The following is a 13,725-nucleotide window of genomic DNA, read 5'->3' as shown; positions in this document are numbered from 1 at the left end:
CCACACCATCGCGCCCTGACGGGGCGCGCCTGCGGACCGCAGCCGAATGGCCGAACCAGCGGGACGGGCCGGGGCACAGCGGCCGGCGGTCGTGAGGTCCGGGAAACCGTTGCGAAAGCGGGGGACCGGCGGGCCCGAAGTGGTTCGGGGCACACGGATGGGCACGGGTCCCGGTGATCGGGATCCGCTCCCGCTCGTGTTGAGGAACGGTCAGCGCTCCCGGTGCACCTTCGTGTTCGAAGCCTGGGCCCTGGGACGGACGATCAGCAGGTCGACGTTGACGTGGGGCGGGCGGGTCACCGCCCAGGTGACGGTGTCGGCGACGTCCTCGGCGGTGAGCGGTTCGGCCACGCCTTCGTAGACCTTGGCGGCCTTCTCGGTGTCGCCCCGGAAGCGCGTGGTCGCGAAACCCTCCGTCCTGACCATGCCGGGAGCGATCTCGACGACGCGGACCGGCGTGCCGACGATCTCCAGGCGGAGGGTCTCGGCGAGGACGTGCTCGGCGTGCTTCGCGGCGACGTAACCCGCGCCGCCCTCGTACGTGGCGTGGCCCGCGGTGGACGAGAGGACGACGACCGTGCCGTCGCCGCTGGTGGTGAGCGCGGGGAGCAGGGCCTGTGTGAGGTTCAGCGTGCCGATGACGTTGACCTCGTACATCTGACGCCAGTCGGCCGGGTCACCGGTCGCGACCGGGTCGGCGCCGAGGGCTCCGCCCGCGTTGTTGACCAGGACCTTCACCGGGCCGGTGCCGTCGAGGGAGGCCGCGAAGGCATCGACGGCGGCACGGTCGGTGACGTCGAGGGGGCGGGCGGTGGCCCGGTGCCCGGCGTCCGTCAGTTCGGCGGCGAGGGCTTCGACCCGGTCCTTGCGCCGGGCGGTGACGACGACGTGGTAGCCGGCCGCGGCGAGGCTCCGTGCGGTGGCGGCGCCGATTCCGCTGCTCGCTCCGGTGACGACGGCGATGGGCGTGGCGGTCATGACGGCTCCTCGGGCAACTGATCGATACCAGAAGTCAGGATAGGCAGAGGGTCACCGGCCGCGCGGCGAGTACATGATCACCGCCATGCCCGCAAGGCAGACCAGCGCGCCCAGGACGTCCCAGCGGTCGGGACGATAGCCGTCGGCCACCATGCCCCAGGCGATCGAGCCCGCGACGAACACGCCGCCGTAGGCCGCGAGGACCCGTCCGAAGTCACCCTGCGGCTGGAACGTGGCCACGAAGCCGTACGCGCCGAGCGCGAGGACGCCCGCACCGATCCAGAGCCAGCCCCGGTGCTCCCGCATGCCCTGCCAGACCAGCCAGGCACCGCCGATCTCGAAGACGGCTGCGACGGCGAACAGGAGGACGGAGCGGGCGACGACCATGGGGTCAGCCTGGCACGTCCGGCCGCCGTGACCGGGACGCGGGGTCGCGTCCGCGCCGGGGCGCCGCCGTGCCGCACGCTCAGTCCCTGGCCCATGCGATGTATCCGTCCGGCCGGACCAGGAGGGTCGTGCGGTCCGGGCCGCGCCAGTGGGCCCTGGAGACGGGGCCGGGCGCCGCCGGTGCAGCCGTGTCCGCGCCGTCCGGTGTCACCAGGACGAACTCGCCCTTGCGCAGCAGCTCGTAGAGCCGGCCCTCCCTGAGGGAGAGGTCCGGTGCGCGCCTGCCGGTCAGCCGGTGGGCGCCGCGCGGGGCCCCGTAGGAGAGTCCGGTGCCCGAGATCATGCCCATCGCCTTGTCCGCTGCGGGCCGGACCGCGTCGAGGAAGCTCGTGGCCAGGGCACGGGTGAGGCGTTCGAGGGGTGAGTGCGCCATGGCGAGACGCACGATCGCCCCGCTGCTGCGCACCACTCGGGCACCGACCGGGTGCCGCTCGGACTGGTAGGTGTCGAGGAGCCCTTCGGGGTCCGGGGCGTCGCCGCGGAGGACGGCGACGAGTTTCCAGGACAGGTTCGCCGCGTCCTGAAGGCCGGTGTTCATGCCCTGGCCGCCCGCGGGCGAGTGCACATGCGCCGCGTCCCCGGCGAGGAAGACCCTGCCCCGGCGGTACTCGGGGACCTGGCGCTCGTCACTGTGGAAGCGGGAGAGCCAGCGGGCGTCCCGCATGCCGTAGTCGGTGCCGAGGGCCTGGCGGGCGATGTCGCGCACCTCGTCGAGTTCGACCGGCCGGCCGTCCGGCTGGGAGCGGTCGCGCCGCCAGCCCATCACGCGGTACCACCCGTCGCCGAACGGGGCGATGAAGGCGAAGGCCCGGCCCGTGCCATTGACCGTCAGCAGGTTCTCCGGCTCCTCGGAGAGCCGTACGTCCGCGAGCAGGATCGAGCGGATCGCCGAGACCCCGGGGAAGGGCAGACCGAGCGACTGCCTCACCGAACTGCGCATCCCGTCCGTGCCGACGAGGTAGCGGGAGCTCAGCGTCGCGTTTCCGCCGTCCTCCTCGCGGAGCTCGGCGGTGACCGATCCGGCGTCCTGGCGCAGGCCGCGCAGTTCCGTGCCGTACCGGAAGGCGACCCCGGCGGCGCGCGCACGGCGCTCGAGCAGTCGCTCCACCTCGTACTGCGGGGCTATCAGCAGGTACGGGAAGCGGGAGGGCAGCCGGGAGAGATCGAGGGAGAGCCGGCGGAACAGCCGTAGGCCCGTGATGGGCGTGCCCTTCGACACCAGCTCGTCGGCGAGGTCCCGGGCGTCCAGGAGCTCGAGGGTGCGTGCGTGCACCCCGAAGGCCCGGGTCAGATTGCTCCTCGTCGGCGGCCGGCGCTCGACGACGGTGACGCGGACGCCGGCTGCCGCCAGGTCCCCCGCGAGCAGCAGCCCGGTGGGCCCGGCCCCCACGACCGTCACGTCCGTCTCCGTGGTGGCGGGGGTGGCGGTGCTCCGGTCCGCGGTCCGGTCGGTGCGGGTTCGGTCGGTCATTGCGGTGCCTCCTGTCAGCACTCGGGCGCCGGGGGAGCCGATGCCCGATCTCGGGGAACGGGTCGGCCTCTGGGTCGGCGCATGCGGGTCAACGTATGTTGGCCAACGCTTGTAGGCAACGTTAGGCCCGGATCTGCTGGCGTGTCAACGGCCGTTGGCCTACATTTGTTGGCATGACCCCGGAACCACCTCCCGCCCCGCGCCGCTCCGACGCCACCCGCGCCGCGATCCTCGAAGCAGCCCGTGAACGCTTCGCCGCGGAGGGGTACGAGCGCGCCACCATCCGTGCCATCGCCAAGGACGCGGGGATCGATCCGTCGATGGTCATGCGGTACTACGGCAACAAGGAGGGGCTGTTCGCCGCGGCCTCCGAGATCGACCTGCGGCTTCCCGAGCTGGGGGCGATGCCCGGACGGCACATCGGCGCCGTGCTCGTCTCCCACTTCCTCGACCGGTGGGAGCACGACGAGGTGCTGACGGCGATGCTCCGCGTCGGTGTCACCAACGCCGCCGGCGCCGAGCGCATGGCGCAGGTGTTCCGGGGACAGCTGCTGCCGATCGCCGACGGGGTGTGCCCCGTAGCGGAAGAGGTTCCGCGCAGGGCAGCGCTCGTCACCTCGCAGATCCTGGGCATGGCCCTCGCCCGCTATGTGCTGCGGATCCCGCCGGCGGTCGACATGACCCGGGACGAAGTGATCGCGTGGCTCGCCCCGACGATCCAGCGGTATCTCACCGCCGAGGGCCCGTAGCGGCCCGGCAACGCCCGTCGGTGGGCCCGCGACGACGGCCGCCGGTGGCTCCGTGGCCCGCCGGCGCGGGCGACCGCGACCAGGGGGCGACCGAGAGACCGCGACTAGGCGATCGCGCCGCCGAACTCGCGCAGCGCGCCCTCGACGATCGCCTCCAGCCGGGCGTGGTGGGCGCCGCGCCAGTAGACCCGCTCACAGGCCGTGCACTGCGCGAACACGTCGTACGAACGCTGCGTGCCCTGCTCCAGGTGGTGCTCCACCGCCGCCTTGTCCGTGTCCGAGAGACGGCCGTTGCAGGCGGTGCAGCGGGTCCACGGCTCGAGCGCGGGTGCGAACCGCTGCAGTACGTCACGGAGCTGGTCGTCGGGGCGGTCGCTGTAGACGTACGCGCCGGCCCAGAGCTCGCGGCGGCGCAGCAGTCCCCGGTCCCGGGACAGCATCACGCGCCGCTCGCGCGCCGAGAGGGCGGCCAGCGCGGCGTCACCGATGTCCTCGCTCTCGTACGCGGCGTCGACGCCCAGGAGCCGCAGCCGCCGGGCCAGGGTCCCCAGATGGACGTCCAGAAGGAACCGGAGGGGGGCGCCGGGAACCCGCTGCGGGCGTTCGACGCCCAGGACCCGGACGTGCTCGCCCTCCGCGGGGACGTACGACGTCTCCACACGGCTTCCGTCCACCAGCAGCGGCCCGGCCTCGGTGAGCGGGACCCCGAGCGATTCGACGACGTGCCCGAGACTCGACGACCCGTCCGTGACGAGGGAGGTCCGCCCGTCCCGGCGCTCCGCCGGGACGAAGAGCCGCAGCTCTGGGGCGAAGCTGATGTGGATCTCCGGTCCGTTCACGCCGCCAGCATGCCACCGGGCGGACGGCCCCAGCCAGCGGTTTCCACCGGCTCGGCGGCGTGCGGCGGCGCCGCCGCACCGGACGGGTGCGCTCACGCTTACGGTGCCTGGCCCCCGCGTCCCGGCCCCCGCCTGCCGCGCCCGGCTGTCCCGCCGCCCGACCGCGCGGACCCCCTGCCCCGACCGAACCCTTTCCCACCCCCGGGTCCCGCCCGTGCCCGGAACGCACATCGTCTCGGGGCGCGTTGCCGCTCGTGGACCGGTCGCCGCTCGTACCGTGTCCGGCCCGCTCCCGCCTGGTTCCGACGCGTCCCGCTCCGGCCACGGTCCGCTCCGGCCGCGGTCCGCTCCGGCTACGGTCCGTCGAGGTCCAGACGCCAGTCGTTGCTGCGCAGCGGCGTGCCCGGCGGGTACTCGAAGTCGCACTCCCCGATCAGGGAGAACCCCGCCTTGCGGCACACCGCGTTCGACGGGACGTTGTCGACGGACGGGAAGGCGTGCAGACGGCGGTGCCTCCGCGCCGCGCGGGCCTCCTCCACGACGGCCAGCGTCGCCGCCGTCGCGATACCCCGCCCCTGGAAGCCGGGAAGGACGCTCCACCCCGTCTCGTAGACCTCGCCGCCGCGCCAGGTCTTCTCCCAGAACCCGATCGATCCGACGGGCTCCCCGCCGACCGTCAGCACCACGCGGTACATCCGCCCCGCCCCGGACCGGTCCGCGCTCAGGGCCACGTAGCGCCGGTGCCGCTCGGTCAGCCTGCCCTCCGGCTCGGGTCCCCCGAGGTGCGCCGTCAACTCCGGTGCGTTCAGGGCCCGGAGCAGCTCGAAGTCGCCCTCCGACCAGGGCTCGATCCGCACAACCGGTGTCGTGTCGTCCATGCCCCGCACGGTACGCCCCCGGACCGACAGCGCCCGGAACGCGCCCACCCGGCCGCCGACGCCAGGAGCCGGGAGCTCAACCCGGAGTCCTCGTCGCCGCGTACGCCGTGGGCGGGACACCGACCGTCGCGGTGAAGTCCCGTACGAGATGGGCCTGGTCGCTGTAGCCGAGTTCGGCCGCGAGGGCCGACCAGTCCGGCTCGGCGCCCCGGGAACGCGCTCCGGCCGCACCCGTGCCCCCGCCCGGCACGACGGTGCGTTCCGCGCCCGCTGCGGCCGGGCCGTCCGCCTCGGCCCGCTCGAGCGCCTCGTGGATGCGGTAGCGCAGAATGACCCACTTGGGTCCGACACCGACGTACGCCGCGAACAGCCGTTGCAGGGTACGCGCCGTCACCCCTTCGGCCGCGGCGAGTTGGGCGACCCGGCGGATCGTGCGGTCGGTGCGCACCCGCTCGACCAGGGCCATCGCGTGGTCCGCCTGCGGATCCGCCTCCGGCCGCAGGGCGAGGAGGAAGGCGTCGAGGGCGGCCACCCTCGCGTCCTCCTCGTCGGGGAGGACGACGGCCGCGGGGCCCACCGACGGCGCTGCCCCAACGGATCCGCCGGTCGCGGTGAACACGTCCGCCGCGGGGACCCGGCGGCCCGTCCACGCCGACACCGGCCGCCCGGGCGCGAAGGGGCGGAACCCGCCGGGCCGGAACTGCACCCCGCAGACCCGCCCCCGCCCCCGCAGCTTCTGGGTGAAGAGTCCGAGACCGATGCCGGCGACCTCGGCCCACGGTTCCTCGCCGCCGTACCGCTGGAAGACGGCGTTCACCGACGGATGGGGCACGACGTGCGTGACATAGGGCTCGGGCAGGTCCCAGTCGACGAGCCAGTAGTGCTCCAGGTACGGGCGCAGGGGAGGGGCCGGTTCCCGACGCCGGAACCGTACGCGTGCGAACAGCTCCGGCGCGTCCACGATCCCCCGGGTGTCGTGCCGCGGTCCCGGTCCGCCGGCCGCACGCGCCCCGCCGGCTCCTGCGGGCTCGCTCCTGCTCGCCATGGCGCGATCCTATGTCGCGTTTGTTCAAGACGCCCGGGGTCCGGTGCCGCCACGGTTGCGGTATGAACACCATCAGCGAACTGCTCGCCGCGACCGCCGAACGCGCCCTCCCCGTGGTGCGCGGGGTGACCGGGGACGCACTCACCGCTCCGACCCCCTGCCCCGAGTACGACGTACGCGCCCTGATCAACCACCTGCTCCAGGTCGTGGTCAACTTCCAGGCGCTGGCGGCCAAGCAGGACGCCGACTTCTCCGCGACACCGGACCGCACGGCGGAGGGGGACTGGCGCGAGACCTTCGCCGACGAGTGCGCGCGCCTGGTCGAGGCCTGGGCCCGGCCCGGTGCGGAGGAGGGCACCACGGGGGCGCTCGGCCTTCCCGCGAGGAGCGTGGGGCACATGGTGCTGGCCGATCTGACCGTGCACGCGTGGGACCTGGCGCGCGCGACCGGGCAGGAGTACGCGCCGGATCCCGAGGTGATCGCGGAACTCGGCCCGGCCGTGGAGGAGATGGCGCCGCAGGCGCGCCGGTACGGCGCGTTCGGGGAGAAGGTCAGTGTTCCGGCGGACGCGCCGCCGTTCGCGCGGGTGCTGGCCGTGACAGGCCGTGATCCGCAGTGGAGTCCGCGCTGACCCGGCCGGCGCCGGCGCCGCTGCTCCGGTCGGCGCTCGTGCCGCCTTCCGCTCCGGTGCACGTGCCGTCGTACAGCCAGGCCAGCCTCGTGTAGGCCTCGTCGACGATCTCCTCCGCGGCGGCGAGCATCTCCCGCTCCGCGAGCCGCGCTCCGGCGTGCGCGCGAGGGTGCTCGTAGGCGTAGACGTACGAGCACACGCCCGGATACAGGTGACGGGGCGCCACCCCGCGCCTGCGCCGCCGCCACCAGCTGTCGCACACCGCGTAGAGACCGCTCGCGCAGAGCGTCAGCGGGATGCACAGGGCCAGCAGGACGTCACCCACGCCGGACCTCCTCGGGCTCGGGGACTCTCGTGTCTTCTGTCAGGACCGCCACGGCACGCCGGAGCGACTCGCGGCGGTCGCAGTCCGGACATCGGCAGTCGGGGCGCCCGGCTGGAGTTGGTTCACCGCTCAAAAGGATGTCCGGCAACGACGCGTGCACGGCACGAAGGGCGCCGGGAACGCAGGATCCTCACCGGACTCTCGCCGTCCGCCCACGCCGCCGGCCCGAGGACGGCTTCCCGGCGTCCGGGCTGTCCCGCACCGTCGGGGACACCCGGCCCCGGGCTCGTGCGCCGGGTGGGGCACGGGCGCCCGGCCGTCGAGCCCTCGCACACCCGCCGTCGTTTACACCCGCCGTCGTTTACAAGCGACGTCGCGTTCGAGAGGCTGGCCGGGGAAGCACCACGTCTCCGACCACCCGGCCAGGGCCGGTGAGCAGATCCACGGGTACGACGCGCTGCTGCACTCGATCCTGCAGGCGCACCTGGCCCGGATGACCGTCGCGCAGAACGAGGACATGCGCAAGATCACGGCGTGGGCGGCGATCATCGCCGTGCCGACGATGGTCTGCGGGGCGTACGGGATGAACTTCGAGCACATGCCGTCGACCGGCTCGGTCTGGGGCTATCCCCTCGTGCTCGCGGTCATCGCGGTCGCGTGTCACGTGATCCACCGCGGCTCCCGCCGCAACGGCTGGCTCTGAGCCGCGACGGGTCCACCGTGCGGCCGGGGCCGACAGGGGCCGGCGGGCGCACCGTCCGGGCCCGGCCGGGGCCCGCCGCGCGGACCCTCGTGCTCCCGGGCCGCCGGTCCGGCCGTCGGGACCTCGCTCAGGGCCACACCAGGCAGTACGGCTGGTGCCCCGCCTCGTGCAGACGATGGCTGAAGTCCTGCCACTCGTGCAGCAGCTGGTAGACGTTGAAGGCGTCCCGCGGGCCGCCGCGGTCCGGGACGGTGGACCAGATGAACGCGGCCGCGCCCACCGATTCCTCGCCGATGTCGCGCAGCGGGTCGACGACCGTCATCGGGAGTTTCACCACGGCGTAATCGGGGTGGAGGACCACGAGCTCGAGCGGGGGGACCTTGTGCAGGGGCATGCCCTGGATACCCGTGAGAACCATCGCGGCTATCGTCTCGGGTTTGATCTTGGTGAACATTCCGCCCATGCCGAGCTCGTCACCGCCCAGCTCCTCGGGGCGCATCGAGATCGGCACTCGGGCGGCCGTCGCGCCGTCGGGCGCGCCGAAGTACTTGTAGGTCACCCCCATACCGCGGCCACCTCTGTTCTCCACGGGCTCGGGCGCACCCGCCTCGTGCCTCCGGTGCCTCCCACGCCGGGCAGGCTCGGGACCCAGGTCGTCAGTCCCCTCGCCCAGTCCGCCACCGCGATGCATATCTCCACCCGACTGCTTTTAGGACGCACGGCCCCCGCCGCGCAACCCGATCATCGTGACAGTGACCTCCCCCACGGACGTGTGGTGAAACACCTGTCCGCAAGAACGTCGCGTGCCTCTGACACCATGGATTCCGTGAGCTTTCCCTATGACGCCCCAGTTTCGCAGACGCTTTTCGACCGCGCGTCCCTCGTGACGCCCGGCGGCGTGAACTCTCCCGTCCGGGCCTTCCGCGCCGTGGGCGGTACACCCCGGTTCATGGTGTCCGGCACCGGCCCGTACCTGACGGACGCGGACGGCCGCGAGTACGTGGACCTCGTGTGCTCCTGGGGTCCGATGATCCTCGGCCACGCCCACCCCGAGGTCACCGCGGCCGTGCAGGAGGCCGTCGCGCGCGGTACGTCGTTCGGCACGCCGGGTGAGGGCGAGGTCGCGCTCGCCGAGGAGATCGTGGCCCGGGTGACCCCGGTCGAACAGGTGAGACTCGTCTCGTCCGGTACCGAGGCCACCATGTCGGCGATCCGGCTGGCGCGCGGGTTCACCGGGCGGGCCAAGGTGATCAAGTTCGCCGGGTGCTACCACGGGCACGTGGACGCACTGCTGGCGGCGGCCGGCTCGGGGGTCGCGACCTTCGGGCTCCCGGACACCCCGGGTGTCACGGGAGCGCAGGCCGGCGACACGATCGTGCTGCCGTACAACGATCTGGACGCGGTCCGCGCCGCCTTCCGGGCGCACCGGGGCGAGATCGCCTGTGTGATCACGGAGGCGTCGCCGGGCAACATGGGCGTCGTCCCACCGCTGCCCGGCTTCAACCAGGGCCTCAAGGACGTCTGCGCCGAGAACGGCGCGCTGTACATCTCCGACGAGGTCATGACCGGTTTCCGTACGTCGAAGGCCGGCTGGTACGGCGTCGACGGTGTCGTACCGGACCTGATGACCTTCGGCAAGGTCATGGGCGGCGGCTTCCCGGCCGCGGCGTTCGGCGGCCGTGCCGACGTCATGGGGCACCTCGCCCCGGCCGGGCCGGTCTACCAGGCGGGCACCCTCTCCGGGAACCCGGTCGCGACCGCCGCCGGCCTCGCCCAGCTGCGACTGCTGGACGACGCCGCGTACGAGAGGGTCGACGCGGTCTCCGCCGCCGTCCGGGGCCTGGTCACGGACGCGCTGGCCAAGGAGGGCGTCGCCCACCGGCTCCAGACGTCGAGCAACATGTTCTCGGTGTTCTTCACCGACGGCGAGGTACGGGACTACGAGGACGCGAAGCGCCAGGAAGCCTTCCGCTTCAACGCCTTCTTCCACTCGATGCTCTCCCAAGGGGTCTACCTTCCGCCGTCCGCCTTCGAGTCCTGGTTCGTGTCGGCCGCCCACGACGACCCCGCCGTCGAGCGCATCGCCGCCGCGCTGCCCGCCGCCGCCCGTGCCGCCGCGGAGGCCACGGCATGACCGGTACGGGGATGAATACGGAAAGGACCGTCGTCCATCTCATCCGGCACGGCGAAGTGGACAACCCGGACGGCGTTCTCTACGGGCGCCGCCCCGGCTACCACCTCTCCGAGCTGGGCCGGCGAATGGCGGACCGCGTCGCCGAGCACCTCGCCGACCGCGACGTCACCCATGTGGTGGCCTCTCCGCTGGAGCGGGCGCAGGAGACGGCCGCGCCGGTGGCCAAGTCGCACGGGCTGACCCTGGACACCGACGAGCGGCTGATCGAGGCGGCGAACGTCTTCGAGGGCAAGACCTTCGGGGTCGGCGACGGCGCGCTGCGCAAGCCGGGCAACTGGCGGCACCTGACCAATCCGTTCCGGCCGTCCTGGGGCGAGCCGTACGTGGACCAGGTGGTGCGGATGATGGGTGCGCTGGGTTCCGCCCGGGACGCCGCACGCGGCCACGAGGCGGTCCTGGTGAGCCACCAGCTGCCGATCTGGATCGTCCGGAGCTACGTGGAGCAGCGTCGGCTCTGGCACGACCCGCGCCGGCGGCAGTGCACCCTGGCGTCGCTGACGACCTTCACGTTCCAGGGCGACAGGATCGTCTCGGTCGCGTATTCGGAACCCGCACGGGATCTCGTTCCGGCGCATCTTCTCGCGGGTGCCAAACCGGTCAAGGGAAAATCGAAGGCGTTTGGCGCATAGCCGTCTGGCCGTCCCGCACGCTCCGTGCTAGCCCCGGGAACCTTCCCGTTCCGCACGCCATCTCTCTCCATACGAGTACGTGCGGGGACGCGACAGGGAAGCGGGGACGGTCGGCATGCGCAACATCACCCGAAGGAGCCTGCTGGGAGCGGGACTCGGTGCCGCCGCGGCCCTCGGTGCCGGGGGCTGCGGGGTCGGTTCGGGCGGCGGGGGAAAGCCGCGGGGGGACGGCGGTGACGCGGGCGGGGGCGACGGCAAGGCGCCCGGTCCCGGAAAGGAGCCGGTGCGTCTCATAGGCGACGGCTCGACCGCCGACACGGGAAAGCAGCCGAAGCAGCCCGAGGCCCCGGTTCCGCTCGAACCGGGGCAGGCCCCGCCGCAATTCGTGATCTTTTCCTGGGACGGCGCGGGTGAGGTCGGCAACGGCCTCTTCCCGCGCTTCCTGGAACTCGCCAGGAACCACGACGCGGCGATGACGTTCTTCCTCTCCGGGCTCTATCTGCTCCCCGAGTCCAGGAAATCGCTCTACCGTCCGCCGAACAATCCGGTCGGCGCCTCCGACATCGGCTACCTCACCGACGCGCACATCAAGGACACCCTGAAGTACGTGCGGCAGGCGTGGCTCGAGGGCCACGAGATGGGCACCCACTTCAACGGGCACTTCTGCGGTGGATCGGGTTCCGTGGGCAATTGGACGCCGGCCCAATGGGAGAACGAGATCGACCAGGCCGTGTCCTTCGTCACCCGGTGGAAGAGCAACAGCGGCTGGACGGACCTCGAGCCGCTGCCCTTCGACTACCGCAAGGAACTCGTGGGCGGCCGCACCCCCTGTCTGCTCGGCCAGGACAACCTCCTGCCGACCGCGAAGAAACTGGGCTGGCGCTACGACGCGAGCTCCCCCGGCGGACGCCAGATATGGCCCGAGAAGCGCGGCGGCGTCTGGGACCTGCCGCTGCAGGCCGTGCCGTTCCCCGGCCGCTCCTTCGAGGTGCTCTCGATGGACTACAACATCCTCGCCAACCAGTCGAGGAATTCGACCAACGGCATGCCGTCCCGCTACCCGGGCTGGCGCAGGCAGGCCACCGACGCCTACCTCAGCGGATTCCGGCGGGCCTATGAGTCCAATCGCGCGCCCTTCTTCATCGGCAACCACTTCGAGCAGTGGAACGGCGGCATATACATGGACGCCGTCGAGGAGGCCCTGAAGTCCATGGCCGGAAAGAAGGACGTGCGGCTGGTGTCGTTCCGGCAGTTCTGCGACTGGCTGGACGAGCAGGACCCGAAGATCCTCGCGAAACTGCGCACCCTCGAGGTCGGACAGTCCCCGGAAGGCGGCTGGAACGCCTTCCTCAAGACCGCCGTGTAGCCGGCACGGCGGAAAGCGGCGGGCCGATCCGGCGCACGGCGCTCCTTAACCACCCTTGACAAGGGGCGTTACGGGCAGCAAGGGGGGTGGCCAAGATCTCCTGAACCCTCATGCGAAACTTTTCACATGACCTTCGCCCGTGCCCCTCGACGCATCCTGCTCGCCTTCGGCGCGCTCGCCGCCGCGCTCACGCTGTCGGCATGCGCCGGCGACGCCGGCGGCAAGTCCCTCGGCGGTGGTGGCACCAACTTCGTCACCGACACCGGTGGGATCTCCACCGCCGCCGAGGGCAAGCGCATGGCGGCCCCCCGGCTGTCCGGCGAGGACCTCACGGGCAAGCCGCTCGATCTGGCCGACTACAAGGGCAAGGTCGTCGTACTGAACCTGTGGGGCTCGTGGTGCGCGCCCTGCCGCGCCGAGGCGCGCTACCTGGCCAAGGTCGCCGAGGAGACCAGGAGCCAGGGGGTGGAGTTCATCGGGATCAACCGCGACTCGCAGACGGGACCGGCGCTCGCCTTCGAGAAGGACCACGAGGTCGGCTACCCGAGCTTCCACGACCCGATCGGCAAGCTGATTCTCAAGTTCCCCAAGGGCAGCCTCAACCCGCAGGCGATCCCGAGCACGATCGTCATCGACCGCGAGGGGAAGATCGCGGCCCGCGCCCTGACGGCAGTGGACGACAAGCAGCTCCGCTCCATGATCGACCCCGTGGTCGCGGAGAAGTAGGGATGCAGAACGAGACGGTCATGAGCGGCGCCCTGCTGCTCGCGCTCCCCGTCGCCGTTTTGGCGGGCCTGGTGTCGTTCTTCTCCCCCTGCGTACTGCCGCTGGTCCCGGGCTACCTGTCGTACGTGACCGGTGTCACCGGCACCGATCTGGCGGAGGCCCGCAAGGGACGGATGGCCTCCGGGGCCGCGCTCTTCGTGCTCGGCTTCTCCGCCGTCTTCGTCTCCGGAGGGGCCCTCTTCGGCTTCTTCGGCTGGACCCTCCAGGAGCACCGCGAGGTCCTCACCACGGCCCTCGGCGTCCTCATGATCGTGATGGGCGGGTTCTTCATGGGCCTGATGCCCTTCCTCACCCAGCGCGAGTTCCGCTTCCACAAGCGGCCCGCGACGGGTCTGGTGGGCGCACCGGTCCTGGGCGCGCTCTTCGGTATCGGCTGGACCCCGTGCATCGGCCCGACCCTCGCCTCGGTGACGTTCCTCTCCGCGCAGCAGGGCAGCGCCGGCCGGGGTGCGCTGCTGACCGCCGCGTACTGCCTCGGTCTCGGACTGCCGTTCGTGCTCGCGGCCATCGCCTTCCGCAAGGCCCTCGGTGCGTTCGGCTGGGTCAAGCGGCACTACGGCTGGGTGATGCGGATCGGCGGCGGCATGATGATCGCGACCGGTGTGCTGCTGCTCACCGGCGCGTGGGACATCCTCGTGCAGGAGATGCAGAGCTGGTCCAGTGGCTTCCAGGTGGGAATCTGA

At 72.2% G+C, this 13,725-nt stretch carries 15 protein-coding genes and 1 pseudogene; 8 read left to right on the top strand and 8 right to left on the bottom strand.

Annotation, left to right across the window (positions count from 1 at the left end; translation table 11 throughout):
• Nucleotides 1-210: 210 nt before the first annotated feature.
• The 3 genes from O7595_RS13855 to O7595_RS13845 form a co-directional block, all read right to left on the bottom strand.
• Nucleotides 211-978, bottom strand: a complete 768-nt coding sequence (locus O7595_RS13855) for an SDR family NAD(P)-dependent oxidoreductase (protein ID WP_269728996.1) — start codon at nucleotides 976-978, stop codon at nucleotides 211-213.
• A gap of 51 nt (nucleotides 979-1,029) precedes the next feature.
• The gene (locus tag O7595_RS13850) at nucleotides 1,030-1,365 is read right to left on the bottom strand and encodes a YnfA family protein (protein ID WP_269728995.1); all 336 of its coding nucleotides are present in this window, start codon (nucleotides 1,363-1,365) and stop codon (nucleotides 1,030-1,032) included.
• A 79-nt stretch (nucleotides 1,366-1,444) separates the two neighbouring features.
• Complete coding sequence (locus tag O7595_RS13845; RefSeq protein WP_269728994.1) at nucleotides 1,445-2,896, bottom strand: FAD-dependent monooxygenase; 1,452 nt, start codon at nucleotides 2,894-2,896, stop codon at nucleotides 1,445-1,447.
• A 173-nt stretch (nucleotides 2,897-3,069) separates the two neighbouring features.
• On the opposite strand from O7595_RS13845, the gene O7595_RS13840 reads away from it, so the two are divergent.
• Entirely contained in the window at nucleotides 3,070-3,645 is a 576-nt protein-coding gene (locus tag O7595_RS13840) for a TetR/AcrR family transcriptional regulator (protein ID WP_269728993.1), read from the top strand.
• 104 nt (nucleotides 3,646-3,749) lie between these two features.
• Here O7595_RS13840 and O7595_RS13835 read toward each other — a convergent pair whose 3' ends face one another.
• From O7595_RS13835 to O7595_RS13825, 3 genes are all read right to left on the bottom strand, one after another.
• Nucleotides 3,750-4,484 (bottom strand): Mut7-C RNAse domain-containing protein, encoded by a 735-nt coding sequence (locus O7595_RS13835; protein ID WP_269728992.1) that lies wholly within the window; start codon nucleotides 4,482-4,484, stop codon nucleotides 3,750-3,752.
• Between the two features lie 353 nt (nucleotides 4,485-4,837).
• The gene (locus O7595_RS13830; protein ID WP_269728991.1) at nucleotides 4,838-5,362 is read right to left on the bottom strand and encodes a GNAT family N-acetyltransferase; all 525 of its coding nucleotides are present in this window, start codon (nucleotides 5,360-5,362) and stop codon (nucleotides 4,838-4,840) included.
• A 76-nt stretch (nucleotides 5,363-5,438) separates the two neighbouring features.
• Nucleotides 5,439-6,407 carry a helix-turn-helix domain-containing protein gene (locus tag O7595_RS13825; RefSeq protein ID WP_269728990.1) on the bottom strand — a complete coding sequence of 323 codons (969 nt, stop codon included), beginning with the start codon at nucleotides 6,405-6,407 and terminating at the stop codon, nucleotides 5,439-5,441.
• Between the two features lie 62 nt (nucleotides 6,408-6,469).
• On the opposite strand from O7595_RS13825, the gene O7595_RS13820 reads away from it, so the two are divergent.
• Complete coding sequence (locus tag O7595_RS13820) at nucleotides 6,470-7,039, top strand: TIGR03086 family metal-binding protein (RefSeq protein ID WP_269728989.1); 570 nt, start codon at nucleotides 6,470-6,472, stop codon at nucleotides 7,037-7,039.
• Here the strand turns inward: O7595_RS13820 and O7595_RS13815 are convergent.
• A complete protein-coding gene (locus tag O7595_RS13815; RefSeq protein ID WP_269728988.1) occupies nucleotides 6,960-7,364 on the bottom strand; it encodes a hypothetical protein in 405 nt (134 codons plus the stop codon). The two genes, O7595_RS13820 and O7595_RS13815, sit on opposite strands and share 80 nt — an antisense overlap.
• A gap of 406 nt (nucleotides 7,365-7,770) precedes the next feature.
• Here O7595_RS13815 and O7595_RS13810 point away from each other — a divergent pair.
• Nucleotides 7,771-8,067 (top strand): annotated as a pseudogene (locus O7595_RS13810) (CorA family divalent cation transporter); the annotation flags it as partial.
• A 127-nt stretch (nucleotides 8,068-8,194) separates the two neighbouring features.
• Here the strand turns inward: O7595_RS13810 and O7595_RS13805 are convergent.
• Nucleotides 8,195-8,758: a hypothetical protein gene (locus O7595_RS13805; protein WP_138053771.1), complete on the bottom strand. Its 564-nt coding sequence runs from the start codon at nucleotides 8,756-8,758 to the stop codon at nucleotides 8,195-8,197.
• 126 nt (nucleotides 8,759-8,884) lie between these two features.
• Here O7595_RS13805 and hemL point away from each other — a divergent pair, with 126 nt between their 5' ends.
• From hemL to O7595_RS13780, 5 genes are all read left to right on the top strand, one after another.
• A complete protein-coding gene (gene hemL, locus O7595_RS13800) occupies nucleotides 8,885-10,201 on the top strand; it encodes a glutamate-1-semialdehyde 2,1-aminomutase (protein WP_269728986.1) in 1,317 nt (438 codons plus the stop codon).
• Nucleotides 10,198-10,890: a histidine phosphatase family protein gene (locus tag O7595_RS13795; RefSeq protein ID WP_269728985.1), complete on the top strand. Its 693-nt coding sequence runs from the start codon at nucleotides 10,198-10,200 to the stop codon at nucleotides 10,888-10,890. The genes hemL and O7595_RS13795 overlap by 4 nt, the downstream gene beginning before the upstream one ends.
• Before the next feature lie 115 nt (nucleotides 10,891-11,005).
• The gene (locus O7595_RS13790) at nucleotides 11,006-12,256 is read left to right on the top strand and encodes a hypothetical protein (RefSeq protein ID WP_269728984.1); all 1,251 of its coding nucleotides are present in this window, start codon (nucleotides 11,006-11,008) and stop codon (nucleotides 12,254-12,256) included.
• Between the two features lie 126 nt (nucleotides 12,257-12,382).
• Nucleotides 12,383-12,982 (top strand): TlpA family protein disulfide reductase, encoded by a 600-nt coding sequence (locus O7595_RS13785; RefSeq protein WP_269728983.1) that lies wholly within the window; start codon nucleotides 12,383-12,385, stop codon nucleotides 12,980-12,982.
• 2 nt (nucleotides 12,983-12,984) lie between these two features.
• Nucleotides 12,985-13,725 carry a cytochrome c biogenesis CcdA family protein gene (locus tag O7595_RS13780; protein WP_269728982.1) on the top strand — a complete coding sequence of 247 codons (741 nt, stop codon included), beginning with the start codon at nucleotides 12,985-12,987 and terminating at the stop codon, nucleotides 13,723-13,725.

The organism is Streptomyces sp. WMMC940 (assembly GCF_027460265.1).
In the GTDB taxonomy this organism is placed as follows: Bacteria; Actinomycetota; Actinomycetes; order Streptomycetales; family Streptomycetaceae; genus Streptomyces.
This window is presented reverse-complemented; position numbering and strand designations above follow the sequence as displayed.